Consider the following 14,987-nt stretch of genomic DNA (forward strand, 5'->3'; position numbering starts at 1 on the left):
TCACATCGCAAAGCATAACGTGGGGCCACAAACAACAAGAGGAACCCGTTATGCGTATCGTAGACATCCGTGAAAAAACTGTTTCCATTGCCTCCCCAATTGCCAACGCCTATATCGATTTTTCCAAAATGACCTGCTCGGTCGTCGCTGTTATCACGGATGTGATTCGCGATGGTAAACCTGTCATCGGCTACGGTTTCAACTCCAACGGTCGTTATGGCCAAGGCGCTCTGATGCGTGATCGCTTCCTGGCGCGTATCACCGAAGCTGATCCAGACACGCTTGTCGACCATGAAAACAATAACCTGGATCCGTTTGCCATCTGGAAAGCCCTGATGACCAACGAGAAGCCTGGCGGTCACGGTGAGCGCTCAGTAGCAGTTGGCACTATCGACATGGCGGTATGGGATGCCGTCGCCAAGATCGAAGGCAAACCTCTCTATCGTCTGCTGGCTGATCGTTACCGTAACGGCGTGGCCGATGACAAGGTCTGGGTCTATGCGGCGGGTGGCTACTACTACCCAGGTAAAGACCAGACCAAACTCAAAGCAGAAATGCAGAGCTACCTGGATCGTGGCTACGACGTTGTCAAAATGAAGATCGGTGCGGTGCCACTGGACGAAGATATCCGTCGTATCGAAGCGGTACTCGAAGTAGTTGGCGACGGTCGTCGACTGGCGGTCGATGCCAACGGTCGTTTCGATCTTCAGACCGGTATTGCTTACGCGGAAGCCATCAAGAAGTACAACCTGTTCTGGTACGAGGAGATCGGCGACCCACTCGATTACGCACTTCAGGCTGAGCTTGCCAATCACTATGAACTGCCTATGGCGACCGGGGAGAACCTGTTTTCCCACCAGGACGCCCGTAACTTGCTGCGTCACGGCGGCATGCGCCCGGATCGCGACTTCCTCCAGTTCGACTGTGCGCTGTCTTATGGACTCGTGGAGTACATGCGCACTCTGAAAGTGATGGAAGAAATGGGCTGGTCTTCGCGCCGCGTAGTGCCGCACGGTGGTCACCAGATGTCCCTGAACATCGCAGCCGGTCTGCACTTGGGCGGCAACGAATCTTACCCCGATGTGTTCCAGCCTTTCGGCGGCTTCGCCGACGGAATCAAGGTGGAAAATGGATATGTCGGCCTGCCAGATATTCCAGGTGTTGGCTTCGAAGCCAAGTCCGCCTTGTACGCAGTTATGCGCGAGCTAGGCGAAGGCTGATCAACCTCGATCTGCGGTTTCTTTTAAAGAGACCGCAGACTCAGGCGTCATCCGTTGACGCCAAACCACATGCCCATCACAAAAATAAAATGAGGTGCTTCCGTGGAAATTTCCAAATCCCGCTGGTACAGCCAGCTATATGTGCAGGTGCTGATCGGTATCGTCATCGGCGCAGCGATTGGTCACTTTGAACCGCAATTCGGAGCCAAGCTTCAACCTTTTGCGGATGGCTTTATCAAACTCATCAAAATGCTGTTGGCGCCTATTATTTTCGGTACCGTCGTGGTTGGTATCGCAAAGATGGGCAGCATCAAGGAGGTCGGACGGATCGGCGTCAAGGCGCTGCTCTACTTTGAAATCCTTTCCACCATTGCGCTAGTCATCGGCCTTATTGTGGTCAATATCGCAAAGCCAGGCGCCGGGATGAATATCAACGCTACCACGCTTGATGCCAGCGCTATCGCCAAGTACAGCCAAGCCGCCACGGAACAGGGTGGCACTATCGATTTCTTTCTAAACATCATCCCGAGCACCTTCATTGGCGCATTCTCGAATGGTGTCATGCTTCAGGTCATTCTGATTTCGGTATTGATGGGCGTTGCCCTTGTCCAGATGGGCGAAACCAGCAAACCGCTGATCAATACCATCGACTTGTTTCTGCAAGGGCTGTTCAAGATCGTGGCAATGGTGATGCGCCTGGCTCCCCTTGGCGCTGGCGCCGCGATGGCTTTCACTATAGGCAAGTACGGCATTGGTACCTTGCTGTCACTCGGCCAGTTGCTGGTCGCGCTCTACATCACCACCTTGATTTTCATCGTGGTAGTACTGGGTACGGTTGCCAGATGGTCGGGCATGCCGCTGATGCAATTTCTTCGTTATTTCAAAGATGAAATTCTCATCACGCTTGGCACCTGCTCAACCGAAGCCGTGCTTCCGCGAATGATGGTGAAACTTGAAAAGCTGGGCTGCAAGAAGTCAGTGGTAGGCATGGTGCTACCCACTGGATATGCCTTCAATGCAGATGGCACCTGCATTTACCTCACCATGGCGGCGATTTTTATCGCACAGGCAACAAATACGCCACTGACGTTTATGGATCAGATGATTCTGTTGGGCGTCTTCCTGCTGACCTCAAAAGGCTCCGCTGGCGTGGCGGGTGCCGGGTTCATAACCCTTGCGGCAACGCTAACAACCATCCACTCCATTCCTCTGGTCGGCCTCGTCTTGCTACTGGGCATTGACCGATTCCTGAACGAAGCACGGGCCGTGACCAACCTGATCGGTAATGGCATCGGCACCATCGCCATTGCCAAGTGGGATAACTCGTTCGATGTCGAGGCCTGCGAGCGTGAAATCGCCGCCATGAAACACGAAAAAGCGGCCAGGAAGGCATTGCTGGCGCAGAAATAAACTGCAAAGGGAGTCGGTCATCTCGTCTTGAAACGGTTATGACCGGTAGTGCCGTCCAGGTGTCGTTCAACTCGAATGAGACCAACAAATTACTTGTAAGAATTTGATGGAGCCAAAAATGATTGAGCGATCACATCATGAACTGCGCAAGGCGTTTGGTGATTTACTTCAGGGTACCGTCTGCAAATTCGCTGCTTCAGTATTCGACCCGATCTCGGTTCGTATGGCTTGCGACCTTGGCTTTGAGGTCGCCATTCAAGGTGGTTCCGTCGCCTCGCTTCAGGTGCTCGGGGCACCGGACATCGCACTGCTCACGCTGGATGAGTATGTCGAGCAGGTTTCCAGAGTCGGACGAGCTAGCCAAATCCCAATCATTGGGGATGCTGACCATGGATTCGGAAACGCGCTGAATGTAATGCGAACTGTGACCGAGCTGCAGAAAGCCGGCGTCGCTGCCCTAACGCTGGAGGACACCCACCTACCGGCCAAGTACGACGAGCAATCGCATGTGCTCATCGAGAGGGAAGAAGCCGCGAGCAAGATTTACGCTGCGCGGTTTGCCCGATCAGATGATGCGCTCAGCATCATCGCCCGAACGAATGTGGCCGTTACCACTTTGGAAGATTCCATTGCACGTACCACGGCCTATGAAAAAGCCGGGGCCGACGCGATTTGCCTCGTCGGAGTAAAAGACTTCCAACATTTGGAAGCACTCACAGCACACCTCAGCGTGCCGATCATGCTGATCAATTATGGAAATCCGGCTCTTAGTGATGTTGAGAAACTGAGTGCTGCCAATGTGCGGATTGTCGTCAATGGGCATGCTCCGTATTTGTCCGCAATCAAAGCGACGTACGAGGCGCTGCGCGAACAAAGCGGCACAGACGGAAGTGAGCTTTCGCTTCCTGATCTGCTTTCTAAATACACACTCTCGGACAATTACCGTGAGTGGGCGAAAACCTATTTGAAGTCAGGACACGATTCAAATTGAGTTTGAAACAGGTGAAATAAAGCGTCATGAAAAAGACAAGTGAGTTCAGGTCTTTTCAAATTGAAGAACGTTGTCACCGTGCCTCAAATCGGCTCTGCAACAGGCGATACACGCAATGCGATGGCACTGCGCGCATTGGAAAATTTGCTTACGGGTCTCGAAGGACGGCAACCAAGAGACCTCGTGAACACTCACGGGCTAGGACGCAGATGGACGCAGCAGTGACGACAAGGACGCTGGCGGTATGGCCACCGCTCAGGATGGATCGCGGCTATAGGTTGAGTCGCCTACTCAAGCTTAAGCCGCTCTAAACAAGATCGACTATTTGCCGATGCGCTCCGTTTCCTGTTCTCGCCGACGCGTGTCCTGATTTTGATGCTAGGCGTTATTCTTTTTCAGGCTCTCAGGGCTGCCAGCGCACAGACCATCCATCACCAAATTCATCAATCTGGCGAGACGTAAGCGCCATTCGCTCTGGGCATCCATTTGCCATATTCCCGCGATGGCTAGAAAAAAGTCGTCGTTTGTAATCCCGCTACGAATCGTTCCTGCCTTTTCATTTGCCCTCAAAAGCAACTCGGCGGCTCCTTGGACAGGAGCGTATCCCGACTTCCCAGGGAACTCGTAAACGCAAGCAGCTTGTTGGATCGCAGTAGCGAGTCCTGCCTTTGTCATTGCATATTCAGCGAGGCAGTCCATCCACTCTCGGAGGGCTTCCTTAGGTGGTTTTGTCGCGAGTAACTCTTCCGCCAAGGAGGCCACCTGCTGCATTTCGAATTGATAGACCTCGAACACCAACTTCTCCCTGGTAGGGAAATGGCGATAGAACGTGCCCTGCCCTACCCCTGCCTTCTTCGCAATCGTGCTTAAAGGCATCGCAGGGTCGCTTGTCAGCTCTACCACCGCGACCGCCAAAATCCGTTCCCGGTTTTTTTTTGCGTCAGAACGCATCACCAACTCGTCAGTCATGAAAAAGTTTTCCTTCACTGCATTGCTAAGCGGACAATTGTCCGGTACGGTCGAAAAGTGGACAGCTGTCCGCTTAGGCATCGTTTCTGGAGTTTACTATGAACAGCACTGGCAACACGATTCTGGTTACTGGCGGCACCTCAGGCATCGGCCTCGGTCTGGCGCTGAGATTTCACAAGGCGGGCAACAAAGTCATCATCGCTGGGCGTCGCAAGGCTCTGCTCGACAAGGTCGTGTCAGAACACCCTGGCATTGAATCAGTATTGCTTGACGTCTCAAATCCCCAATCCATCCAGCGTACCAGCGAAGCGCTTGCGATCAGCCATCCGAATCTGAACGTTCTCATAAACAACGCTGGGATCATGCACTGGGAGGATCTGACTGATCCGGAAAGCCTGAGCACCGCCGAAGATATCGTGACAACGAACTTGCTTGGCACGATTCGAATGGTGTACGCATTCACTCCCCAGCTGATCAAGCAGATCAGTGCAACGATAGTGAATGTCAGCTCGGCGTTGGCATTCGTACCGCTGCCAGCCACACCGACCTACAGCGCAACTAAAGCGGCGGTTCACTCGTTCACTCAAAGTCTTCGAGTGCAGCTAGAAGCCTCGTCTGTCGAGGTCATCGAGCTTGTGCCGCCAGGGGTACGTACCACATTGCTTGGACAGGAAAACGACGAAAATGCTATGCCTTTGGAGGAGTTTTTGGATGAAATCTTCGAACTGCTCAAGATTTCTCCGACCCCGCCTGAACTTGTCGTTGAACGCGCGAAGCCATTACGATTTGCGGAAGCGAGCGGATCACATGGTGATGTCTTGAAAATGCTCGCGGGATACAAGCCACCGACAGAGTAACGTTTACCTTGTGGGCACACCTGATGCGTCCAAATAAGCAGCTAGCATCTGCCTACTGGGCGCACAGTTTTTTGTTGCTCCTATTCATCAAGGGAAAATGGCGGCAAAGCTGATCATCCAATTGGAGCGCGTAGATGGATGCAGTGCGCAATCTCACGCCCGTAAATTTGGCTACCCAGCGGAGCAGTCCGATGCAGCCTGAAACGCTGGCCTACCCCTCTGGCAAGTGGGATTGGCCATTTCCTACCGCATGACCAGGCGTCCGCCTCAAATCACAGCAAGTGCAAGGCATATGCTACTTAGCTAGATGAGCCATTCGTCGAGCGCCGAAGGCGTCGGTTGACAGAGCGACTCTCCTACTTAAATATATAGTGCACTATACAATAGCGAGCTATGAAATGACCTCAAACCTGAAACGGGTGGGTACCCAGCTGTCTTTTTCACTCTACGCGGCGGCAAATCGGGTCGTGCGATTGCACAAACCCTATCTGGAGCCGTTGGGCCTAACCTTCCCTCAGTATCTGGTCATCCTGGAGCTTCTAAACGGTTCGCCACTCACTGTGGGAGCACTCGGAACCCGGCTTGCGATGGACGCTGGAACCATAACGCCATTGCTGAAAAGGCTTGAGGCTGCCGAACTCGTCAGCCGCACACGGGATCCTGCCGACGAGCGCCGCGTGATGATCGACCTGACGCCTAATAGCCGCATGTTGGAAGCTGACATTCGGGGAATCACTAGCAAAATTAAGTCAGCTTGCCAGCTTGATGAGCGGGGTATCGATGAGCTTCGACAAACACTCGATGCGCTCGGTCATCCGGCAACCGACTGAGTATTTTTCACGCCTTGCACAAAGAGGAAATCATGACTATTTCAATATCTAGATTCGATGCTGATACAGCGATGGATGACACCCTTCAATTTCAAAAGACGGCACGTACTCGGCGGTCGTTTCGAGGGTTTCTGGACACCTCCGTACCCGATCACATCATTCAGGAGGTGTTGAAGGATGCCCAGTGCGCCCCCTCCAACTGCAATACCCAACCTTGGGACGTGCACATCGTTCGCGGTCAAAAACTAAAAGAGCTTTCGCAAATCCTCCACGCAAAAAATACTGCAGGCGAATTCACGCCAGACTTTTCGTTCGATATGGATGCTTTTTACGGCATGTATGGGGATCGTAAGAATGCGCAAGGCAAAGCCTACTACGAGGCTATGAATGTTATGCGCGAAGACAAGGAGGGGCGTCGGCGGGCCGCAGCCCTGAACTTGTCTTTTTTCAATGCTCCCCAGGCAGTTTTTTTATTCATGCCGGTGTTTGGCGACAGCGTTCGAACTGCTGGCGACATTGGTATGTACGGCCAAACCTTCCTACTGTCACTCGCTGCCCGTGGGTTAGGCGGCATCCCGCAAACCTCGCTTGGTTTCTATGCAGAAACGATCCGCGAGGTGTTAGGCATTTCTGAAGAAATGAAAATGCTGTTTGGCATGTCATTTGGCTACCCAGACGAGAGTGCTCCAGGCAACCGCATGCATATGGATCGCGTGCCAATTACTGACAGCGTGACCTTTCACTCTTGAAGAGTCGTATTTACCTGAGCCAGGCGACATGCGTGCCCCAGAGCGAAGTGGCTGCGTGACATGCTTAATTCATTCGTATATCCAACCAAGCGGTCACTCAAGTATTGGTTGTAGATAAGGAGGTTGAAGTGAAAATCGGAATTATTGGCGCCGGTAATATTGGGGCTACGCTTGCCCGCAAGCTTGCTGCGTGCGGCCATGAAGTTAAGCTGGCAAACTCGAAAGACCCTGAGAGCATTCAGAACCTTGCCAATGAAATCGGCGTGAGCGCGGTAACCAAGGAAGATGCGGTGTCCGGAGTAGAAGTTGTAATCCTCTCGATCCCCTTCGCAAAATACCCTGATCTCAAACAGACATTGAGCAGTGTCCCTGAGAAGACCGTCGTCATTGACACGTCCAATTATTATCCGGGGCGCGACGGGGCGATCAAAGAAGTTGACGACGGCAAGCCTGAGAGCATCTGGGTAAGCGAACAGATTGGCCGACCGGTGATTAAGGCTTGGAACGCCGTTCTCGCAGCGACTCTTGCCGACAAGGGTCAACCAGCGCGGTCGTCAGAACGCATTGCCTTACCTGTAGCCGGCGATGATATTAATGCTGAGGCAATTGCACAGGATCTCGTAGAGGACACTGGCTTTATCGCTCTGGCCGCAGGCAACCTTGAGGATTCATGGCGCCAGCAACCAGGTACACCTGCTTACTGCACTGAACTGACCTTGCCAGAACTCAAATTAGCACTGAAAGCTGCAGACAAGGTACGAGCACCTCAAAACCGCGACGCACTGCTCGCAAAGTTCATGACTCCCGGCAGTCAGTTTACTCACCAGCAAATTATTGCCACCAATCGGGCAATGACAGCCTGACTTTTCGGATTGGGTGGAATCTGCATTTAGAGCAACGTAATGAAGCGCACTGCGCTCAGCCTCTACACCCGCTAGGCGGGAAATGAACCAGGCGGCCAGATACTGCGATGCCAGGCCGCCGCCAGCGGTTGCGACATTGCCCTGCTATGGGTCGTTTTCTGCCTCTCGCGACGGGCAGAAAACGGCCAATAGCAGACATTCGCTTACGCGAGTCCGCTATATCCACTTTTCAAAACGTCAAAACTTCCGCGCCCAGCTTCCGAACATCACATCACCGACGTAGATGCCTGAAAAGGCTGAACGCTCCTGATCCAGACGCTCTTGCAACGCTTCGATTTCTACTTCTTCTGCACTGGCTACCCCTAACGCAATGATTCGCGGCAAGCACGCTCGAACAATAGCGCCGAGTCCGTAGGGTATTCCCTTAGCGCATCCCTGCCCCTTGCTGATACTCCCGCGGCGTACAACCAAACTCCCTTCGAAACACCGTGTGCAGATACTGCGCAGATTTAAACCCACAACTGCGCGCAACGTCGGCAATCACTGAATCTGCATCTTTAAGGCCGCTAGTCGCCGCTGCCAATTTGAAACGCAAAATCTCGTCATGCACGCTACAACCTCGCTCAGCACGAAAATGCGCTTCAAGTGACGAACGCGACACGCCGACATAAGCCGCCACCTGCGCCGTTTTGATGCCTTGGCAAGCATATTGGCGAATGAACAGCAGCGCCTGCATGACATAGGGATTGCCCAATGGCTGGTGCAAGCTCGACACCTGCACGTTTACCGCATCGGGAGGAACCAGGATTTGCGTGCCGGTGGACGGCATGCCGTGCAGCATCTGGTGAAGCAATTGCGCGGCGGTGCGTCCCATGGTTTCCGTGCCCTGAATAACCGAGCTCAGCGGCACTCGAGTCAGGCTGCGGGTCAGCGGGTCGTTGTCGATGCCGATCAATGCCACCTGCTCCGGCACGGCAATCCCGGCCGTGAGGCAGGCTTGCAGCAACTGGCGCGCACGGGCGTCGCTGACGGCGATGATGCCAATGGGTTTGGGCAGGCTTTGCAGCCAGGCGATCAGTTGTTCGACGGCGCTGTCCCAGAGCGGTGCGCTGGTGCCCATGCCGCGATAGATTTCGCCGTGCAAGCCGTCGCGTTTCATCAGTTTGCGAAAGGCTTTTTCCCGCTCCTGTGCCCAACGATTGGCTTGCGCTTCCGGCAGGCTGAAGCAGGCAAAACGCTGCAGTCCTGCCTCGATCAAGTGCGTGTAAGCCAGCGTCATCAGCGCATTGTTATCGGTGGCGACGTAGGGAATCGCTTTCGGATAGGCGCGTTTATCCTCGTACGAGCCCCCTACTGCTACCACCGGCATCTGGATATCAGCCAACGCCTCGCCAATCAGCGGATCGTCGAAGTCGGCAATGATCCCGTCCCCCTGCCAGCGTTCGATGCCTTTCAAGCGACAGAGAAAATCCTCTTCGAGAAACAGGTCCCAAGAGGCACGGGTGCTGCTCAGGTAGTTGCCGATGCCGCTGATGATGCCACGGTCGTAGATCTTGCTGCCGTTGAACAACAGAGCGATGCGGTGAACAGGCGGTACGGTTTTCATTGTTCTTATGTTTGTCCCGGGCCCCTTTTCACAGAGGCGATTGACACAGACTAGGCGCCTGGCCGGAGAAGCTCAATACGCAAAATCGCACTCCGTGTTGATGTTTTTCATAATCAGCAGGGCCGGGGCCGTTGCTAGTATCGAGACACCGCCAAGAACAACAAGGACAAGGTCCATGCAGTATTTCCCCGATGTCGATGCGATTCGCTACGAAGGCCCGGACAGCGATTCTCCCCTCTCCTTTCGTCACTACGACGCCGACAAACTCATCCTCGGCAAACCCATGCGCGAACACCTGCGCATGGCCGCCTGTTACTGGCACACGTTCGTCTGGCCGGGTTCCGATGTGTTCGGCGCGGGGACGTTCAAGCGCCCATGGCAACACGCCGGCGACCCGATGGAAATGGCGATCGGCAAGGCAGCCGCCGCCTTCGAATTTTTCTCCAAACTGGGTATCGACTACTACTGCTTCCATGACACCGATGTCGCCCCGGAAGGCCAGTCACTGAGGGAATACCGCAACCACTTCGCGCAAATGGTTGATCACCTCGAGCAACACCAGGAACAAAGCGGAATCAAGCTGCTGTGGGGCACCGCCAATTGTTTCAGCAATCCGCGTTTTGCGGCAGGTGCCGCGAGCAACCCAGATCCGGAAGTGTTCGCCTGCGCTGCAGCGCAAGTGTTCAGCGCCATGAACGCGACCCATCGCCTGAAAGGCGCCAACTACGTGTTGTGGGGCGGTCGCGAAGGCTATGAAACCCTGCTCAACACAGACTTGAAACGGGAACGCGAACAACTGGGCCGCTTTATGCGCATGGTGGTCGAGCACAAGCACAAGATCGGTTTCACCGGCGACCTGTTGATCGAACCCAAGCCACAGGAGCCGACCAAGCACCAATACGATTACGACAGCGCCACCGTGTTTGGCTTTCTCCAGCAGTTCGGGCTGGAGCACGAAATCAAGGTCAACATCGAGGCCAACCACGCGACCCTCGCCGGGCATAGTTTTCATCACGAGATCGCGACGGCGGTCTCGCTGGGGATTTTCGGCAGCATCGACGCCAACCGGGGTGATCCGCAAAACGGTTGGGATACCGATCAATTTCCCAACAGCGTCGAAGAAATGACCCTGGCCACCTATGAAATTCTCAAGGCCGGCGGCTTCAAGAATGGCGGCTTCAACTTCGACTCCAAGGTGCGCCGGCAAAGCCTCGATCAGATCGATCTGTTCCATGGTCACGTCGGCGCGATGGACGTTCTGGCCCTGTCTCTGGAACGCGCCGCGGCCATGGTGCAGAACGATGAACTGCAACGGCTCAAGGATCAGCGCTACGCCGGTTGGCAGCAGCCGTTCGGGCAAGCGGTGATGGCCGGCGACTTCAACCTTGAATCGCTGGCCGAGCACGCATTCACCAACGAGTTGAACCCGCAAGCCGTCAGCGGCCGCCAGGAAATGCTTGAGAACATCGTCAACCGGTTTATCTATCGCTGATCACACAGGGAGTCTGCGGGCGCATTAACGCGGTGACATTTCTACGACAAATCTGTGCCTGCGGCGTCTGCGGATTCTCTACAGTTTTACCAGCCCGATACTCATCGTCAGGCCGTGTCTTTCCAACAACAATAAAAGGACGCCCCACATGAAGAACGTAAAACGCACGCTGTTGGCCTCTGCCCTGGCGCTGCTGTCACTGCCGGTGATGGCTGACGCTGCCCACCCGAAAATCGGTTTCTCCATTGATGACCTGCGCCTGGAACGCTGGTCGCGTGACCGTGACTACTTTGTCGCGGCGGCAGAAAAAATGGACGCCAAGGTCTTCGTGCAATCGGCTGATGCCAACGAGCAGAAGCAGATTTCCCAGATCGAAAACCTGATTTCCCGAGGCGTCGATGTCATCGTCATCGTGCCGTTCAACGCCACGGTGCTGACCAACGCGGTGGCCGAAGCGAAGAAAGCCGGGATCAAAGTTGTGTCCTATGATCGGCTCATTCTCAACGCTGATGTCGACGCCTACATTTCCTTCGATAACGAAAAGGTCGGTGAGATGCAGGCCAGCGGCGTGCTGAATGCCGCGCCCAAGGGCAATTACTTTTTGCTCGGCGGAGCGCCCACCGACAACAACGCCAAGATCCTGCGTGAAGGCCAGATGAAAGTGCTGCAACCGGCCATCGACAAGGGCGATATCAAGATCGTCGGCCAACAGTGGGTAAAGGAATGGAACCCGACCGAAGCGCTGAGCATTGTTGAAAACGCCCTGACCCGCAACGACAACAAAATCGACGGCATCGTTGCCTCCAACGACGCCACGGCCGGCGGCGCTATCCAGGCACTGGCGGCGCAGCAACTAGCCGGAAAGGTGCCGATTTCCGGGCAGGACGCTGACCTTGCTGCAGTCAAACGTGTGATCGCCGGCACGCAAACCATGACCGTGTACAAACCGCTGAAACTCATCGCCACCGAAGCGGCCAAACTCTCGGTGCAACTGGCGCGCAACGAAAAACCCGCCTTCAGCTCGCAGTACGACAACGGCAGCAAAAAAGTCGACACCATCCTGCTCACGCCAACCCCGCTGACCAAGGACAACATCGACCTGCTCGAACAGGACGGCTTCTACACCAAGGCGCAAATTGCCGGGAAGTGATTGACGCTGTTTGTGCGTAACTCCTGTGGGAGCGAGCCTGCTCGCGAAGGCGGAGTGTCAGTCAGTACAGCTCTGTCTGAAAAGACGCCTTCGCGAGCAGGCTCGCTCCCACAGGGTTAAGTGTCTGATCCTTTTGGAATACGAGCCCTGTCCATGTCCGACTATCTGCTGCAAATGAACGGCATCGTCAAAACCTTCGGCGGTGTCAAAGCGCTCAACGGCATCGACATCAAGGTCAGACCCGGCGAGTGCGTTGGCCTGTGCGGCGAGAATGGCGCCGGCAAGTCGACGCTGATGAAGATCCTTTCGGCGGTCTACCCGCACGGCACCTGGGACGGTGAAATCCTCTGGGACGGGCAACCACTCAGAGCGCAATCGATCAGTGAAACGGAAGCTGCCGGCATCGTCATCATTCACCAGGAACTGACCCTGGTGCCCGACCTGTCGGTGGCCGAAAACATTTTCATGGGCCACGAGCTGACACTGCCCGGCGGACGCATGAATTACCCGGCGATGATTCACCGCGCCGAAGCCCTGATGCGCGAATTGAAAGTCCCCGACATGAACGTATCGCTGCCGGTTTCGCAGTACGGCGGCGGCTATCAGCAACTGGTGGAAATCGCCAAGGCCCTGAACAAAAAGGCCCGACTGCTGATCCTCGACGAGCCTTCATCGGCCCTGAGCCGCTCGGAAATCGAGGTGTTGCTGGACATCATCCGTGACCTCAAAGCCAAAGGCGTCGCCTGCGTCTACATCTCGCACAAACTCGATGAAGTGGCCGCCGTGTGTGACACCATTTCAGTGATCCGTGACGGCAAACACATCGCCACCACCGCCATGGCCGACATGGACATTGCGCAGATCATCACGCAAATGGTCGGGCGGGAAATGAGCAACCTCTACCCCTCCGAGCCGCACGACATTGGCGAGGTGATTTTCGAGGCCCGCCACATCAATTGCTACGACGTCGACAACCCCAAGCGCAAACGGGTCGACGATATTTCCTTCGTCCTCAAGCGCGGGGAAATCCTCGGCATAGCCGGGCTGGTCGGTGCCGGCCGCACTGAACTGGTCACCGCGCTGTACGGCGCTTACCCCGGCCGTCATGAGGGCGAAGTCTGGCTCGATGGCCAACCCATCGACACCCGCACGCCACTCAAGTCCATCCGTGCTGGCCTGTGCCTGGTGCCCGAGGACCGCAAGCGCCAAGGCATCATTCCCGATCTGGGCGTCGGTCAGAACATCACCCTCGCCGTGCTGGACAACTATTCGAAACTGACCCGCATCGATGCCGAAGCCGAACTGGGCAGCATCGATAAGGAAATTTCGCGCCTGCACCTCAAAACCGCCAGCCCGTTCCTGCCGATCACCAGCCTGTCGGGCGGCAATCAACAAAAAGCCGTGCTGGCGAAGATGCTGCTGGCCAAACCCCGGGTATTGATTCTCGACGAGCCCACCCGAGGTGTGGACGTCGGCGCCAAATACGAAATCTACAAGTTGATGGGCGCGCTGGCCGCCGCCGGCGTGTCGATCATCATGGTCTCGTCGGAGCTGGCCGAAGTGCTCGGCGTTTCCGACCGCGTGCTGGTGATCGGCGAAGGCCAGTTGCGCGGCGACTTCATCAACCATGAGCTCACCCAGGAACAGGTACTCGCCGCCGCCCTCACCCCGCCTGGTAGCCATAACAATAATGATCGGAAATCCGCGTAAATGAATCAGGTCAAACAACTGTTCACCCGCTACAAAATGCTCGCGCTGGTGTTTGCCGTGGTGCTGATCTGGTTGTTCTTCAGCTGGCAGACCGAGGGCGGATTTTTGACCCCGCGCAACCTTTCCAATCTGCTGCGGCAGATGTCGATTACCGGGATTCTCGCCTGTGGCATGGTGCTGGTAATCATCAGCGGCGAGATCGATTTGTCTGTCGGCTCGTTGCTCGGCCTGCTCGGTGGTCTCGCGGCGATTCTTGATGTGGTCTATCACATTCCGCTGCTGGCGAATCTGAGTCTGGTCGCCTTGTGCGGGCTGATGATCGGCCTCGCCAACGGCTACATGACGGCTTACCTGCGCATCCCCTCATTCATCGTCGGCCTGGGCGGCATGCTGGCGTTTCGCGGGATTCTGCTGGGGATTACCGGCGGCACGACCATCGCACCGGTATCGCCGGAGCTGGTTTACATTGGCCAGGGTTACTTGCCCCACGCAATTGGCACTGGCCTGGGCATTGTGCTGTTCGCGCTGACCGTGTTCCTGACTTGGAAACAACGACGCAATCGTGCCCTGCACGGCCTCGCGGCGCATTCATTGCTGCGTGACGTCGTCCGCGTGTTGGTGATCGGCGCCGTGCTCGCCGGTTTCGTGCAGACGCTCAACAGCTATGACGGCATTCCCGTGCCGGTCTTGTTGCTGCTGATTCTGCTGGGCGTGTTCAGCTACGTGACCAGTCAGACGGTTTTCGGCCGCCGCGTTTATGCGGTGGGCAGCAATATGGAAGCGACGCGCTTGTCTGGCATCAATGTACAGGCCGTGAAATTGTGGATTTTCGGGATCATGGGCGTGATGTGCGCCCTCGCCGGCGTGGTCAACACCGCGCGCCTGGCCGCCGGCTCGCCTTCGGCTGGCAGCATGGGTGAACTCGACGCCATCGCCGCGTGCTTTATCGGCGGCACCTCCATGCGCGGCGGCTCCGGCACGGTGTACGGCGCCCTCCTCGGCGCGCTGGTCATCACCAGCCTGGACAACGGCATGTCGATGCTCGACGTCGACAGCTATTGGCAGATGATCGTCAAGGGCAGCATCTTGGTGTTGGCCGTTTGGGTAGATGTCAGTACGCGGACCGGGCGCCGTTGAGCC

14 protein-coding genes are annotated in these 14,987 nt (G+C 55.7%); 11 read left to right on the top strand and 3 right to left on the bottom strand.

Features of this window, described 5'->3' with window-relative positions; genetic code table 11:
- Positions 1 to 50 precede the first annotated feature (50 nt).
- From ACOYXE_RS07610 to ACOYXE_RS07620, 3 genes are all read left to right on the top strand, one after another.
- Complete coding sequence (locus ACOYXE_RS07610; RefSeq protein ID WP_053123197.1) at positions 51 to 1,220, top strand: mandelate racemase/muconate lactonizing enzyme family protein; 1,170 nt, start codon at positions 51 to 53, stop codon at positions 1,218 to 1,220.
- Positions 1,221 to 1,322: 102 nt separating this feature from the next.
- The gene (dctA, locus tag ACOYXE_RS07615; RefSeq protein WP_460928502.1) at positions 1,323 to 2,630 is read left to right on the top strand and encodes a C4-dicarboxylate transporter DctA; all 1,308 of its coding nucleotides are present in this window, start codon (positions 1,323 to 1,325) and stop codon (positions 2,628 to 2,630) included.
- Between the two features lie 118 nt (positions 2,631 to 2,748).
- Positions 2,749 to 3,621: an isocitrate lyase/PEP mutase family protein gene (locus ACOYXE_RS07620; protein WP_160057857.1), complete on the top strand. Its 873-nt coding sequence runs from the start codon at positions 2,749 to 2,751 to the stop codon at positions 3,619 to 3,621.
- Between the two features lie 378 nt (positions 3,622 to 3,999).
- Here the strand turns inward: ACOYXE_RS07620 and ACOYXE_RS07625 are convergent, their stop codons facing one another.
- Positions 4,000 to 4,590, bottom strand: a complete 591-nt coding sequence (locus ACOYXE_RS07625; RefSeq protein ID WP_161986523.1) for a TetR/AcrR family transcriptional regulator — start codon at positions 4,588 to 4,590, stop codon at positions 4,000 to 4,002.
- 98 nt (positions 4,591 to 4,688) lie between these two features.
- On the opposite strand from ACOYXE_RS07625, the gene ACOYXE_RS07630 reads away from it, so the two are divergent.
- From ACOYXE_RS07630 to ACOYXE_RS07645, 4 genes are all read left to right on the top strand, one after another.
- Positions 4,689 to 5,447 carry an SDR family oxidoreductase gene (locus ACOYXE_RS07630; protein WP_460928505.1) on the top strand — a complete coding sequence of 253 codons (759 nt, stop codon included), beginning with the start codon at positions 4,689 to 4,691 and terminating at the stop codon, positions 5,445 to 5,447.
- 398 nt (positions 5,448 to 5,845) lie between these two features.
- A complete protein-coding gene (locus ACOYXE_RS07635; protein WP_137217017.1) occupies positions 5,846 to 6,277 on the top strand; it encodes a MarR family winged helix-turn-helix transcriptional regulator in 432 nt (143 codons plus the stop codon).
- Positions 6,278 to 6,309: 32 nt separating this feature from the next.
- A complete protein-coding gene (locus ACOYXE_RS07640) occupies positions 6,310 to 7,026 on the top strand; it encodes a nitroreductase (RefSeq protein ID WP_160057855.1) in 717 nt (238 codons plus the stop codon).
- A 128-nt stretch (positions 7,027 to 7,154) separates the two neighbouring features.
- A complete protein-coding gene (locus ACOYXE_RS07645) occupies positions 7,155 to 7,889 on the top strand; it encodes an NADPH-dependent F420 reductase (protein WP_160057854.1) in 735 nt (244 codons plus the stop codon).
- 237 nt (positions 7,890 to 8,126) lie between these two features.
- Here the strand turns inward: ACOYXE_RS07645 and ACOYXE_RS07650 are convergent, their stop codons facing one another.
- Both ACOYXE_RS07650 and ACOYXE_RS07655 read right to left on the bottom strand, forming a co-directional pair.
- Positions 8,127 to 8,273, bottom strand: a complete 147-nt coding sequence (locus ACOYXE_RS07650) for a hypothetical protein (RefSeq protein ID WP_460928508.1) — start codon at positions 8,271 to 8,273, stop codon at positions 8,127 to 8,129.
- Positions 8,274 to 8,313: 40 nt separating this feature from the next.
- Positions 8,314 to 9,495, bottom strand: coding sequence for a XylR family transcriptional regulator (locus ACOYXE_RS07655; RefSeq protein ID WP_460928510.1), 1,182 nt, complete (start codon positions 9,493 to 9,495; stop codon positions 8,314 to 8,316).
- 175 nt (positions 9,496 to 9,670) lie between these two features.
- Here ACOYXE_RS07655 and xylA point away from each other — a divergent pair, with 175 nt between their 5' ends.
- The 4 genes from xylA (at position 9,671) to ACOYXE_RS07675 (ending at position 14,984) form a co-directional block, all read left to right on the top strand.
- Positions 9,671 to 10,987: a xylose isomerase gene (xylA, locus tag ACOYXE_RS07660; RefSeq protein WP_460928512.1), complete on the top strand. Its 1,317-nt coding sequence runs from the start codon at positions 9,671 to 9,673 to the stop codon at positions 10,985 to 10,987.
- A gap of 148 nt (positions 10,988 to 11,135) precedes the next feature.
- A complete protein-coding gene (gene xylF / locus ACOYXE_RS07665; RefSeq protein ID WP_160057851.1) occupies positions 11,136 to 12,137 on the top strand; it encodes a D-xylose ABC transporter substrate-binding protein in 1,002 nt (333 codons plus the stop codon).
- A 153-nt stretch (positions 12,138 to 12,290) separates the two neighbouring features.
- A complete protein-coding gene (gene xylG / locus ACOYXE_RS07670; protein ID WP_160057850.1) occupies positions 12,291 to 13,847 on the top strand; it encodes a D-xylose ABC transporter ATP-binding protein in 1,557 nt (518 codons plus the stop codon).
- The gene (locus ACOYXE_RS07675) at positions 13,848 to 14,984 is read left to right on the top strand and encodes a sugar ABC transporter permease (RefSeq protein ID WP_160057849.1); all 1,137 of its coding nucleotides are present in this window, start codon (positions 13,848 to 13,850) and stop codon (positions 14,982 to 14,984) included. It begins immediately after the preceding gene.
- Positions 14,985 to 14,987 lie beyond the last annotated feature (3 nt).

It is taken from the genome of Pseudomonas sp. MC6, assembly GCF_054790575.1.

What these genes read in the sequence shown, in the direction of transcription:
- ACOYXE_RS07610 (WP_053123197.1), top strand. Translation starts at nt 51, where the DNA reads ATGCGTATCGTAGACATCCGTGAAAAAACTGTTTCCATTGCCTCCCCA.
- ACOYXE_RS07620 (WP_160057857.1), top strand. Translation starts at nt 2,749, where the DNA reads ATGATTGAGCGATCACATCATGAACTGCGCAAGGCGTTTGGTGATTTA.
- ACOYXE_RS07625 (WP_161986523.1), bottom strand. Translation starts at nt 4,590, where the DNA reads ATGACTGACGAGTTGGTGATGCGTTCTGACGCAAAAAAAAACCGGGAA.
- ACOYXE_RS07630 (WP_460928505.1), top strand. Translation starts at nt 4,689, where the DNA reads ATGAACAGCACTGGCAACACGATTCTGGTTACTGGCGGCACCTCAGGC.
- ACOYXE_RS07635 (WP_137217017.1), top strand. Translation starts at nt 5,846, where the DNA reads ATGACCTCAAACCTGAAACGGGTGGGTACCCAGCTGTCTTTTTCACTC.
- ACOYXE_RS07640 (WP_160057855.1), top strand. Translation starts at nt 6,310, where the DNA reads ATGACTATTTCAATATCTAGATTCGATGCTGATACAGCGATGGATGAC.
- ACOYXE_RS07655 (WP_460928510.1), bottom strand. Translation starts at nt 9,495, where the DNA reads ATGAAAACCGTACCGCCTGTTCACCGCATCGCTCTGTTGTTCAACGGC.
- xylA (WP_460928512.1), top strand. Translation starts at nt 9,671, where the DNA reads ATGCAGTATTTCCCCGATGTCGATGCGATTCGCTACGAAGGCCCGGAC.
- xylF (WP_160057851.1), top strand. Translation starts at nt 11,136, where the DNA reads ATGAAGAACGTAAAACGCACGCTGTTGGCCTCTGCCCTGGCGCTGCTG.
- xylG (WP_160057850.1), top strand. Translation starts at nt 12,291, where the DNA reads ATGTCCGACTATCTGCTGCAAATGAACGGCATCGTCAAAACCTTCGGC.
- ACOYXE_RS07675 (WP_160057849.1), top strand. Translation starts at nt 13,848, where the DNA reads ATGAATCAGGTCAAACAACTGTTCACCCGCTACAAAATGCTCGCGCTG.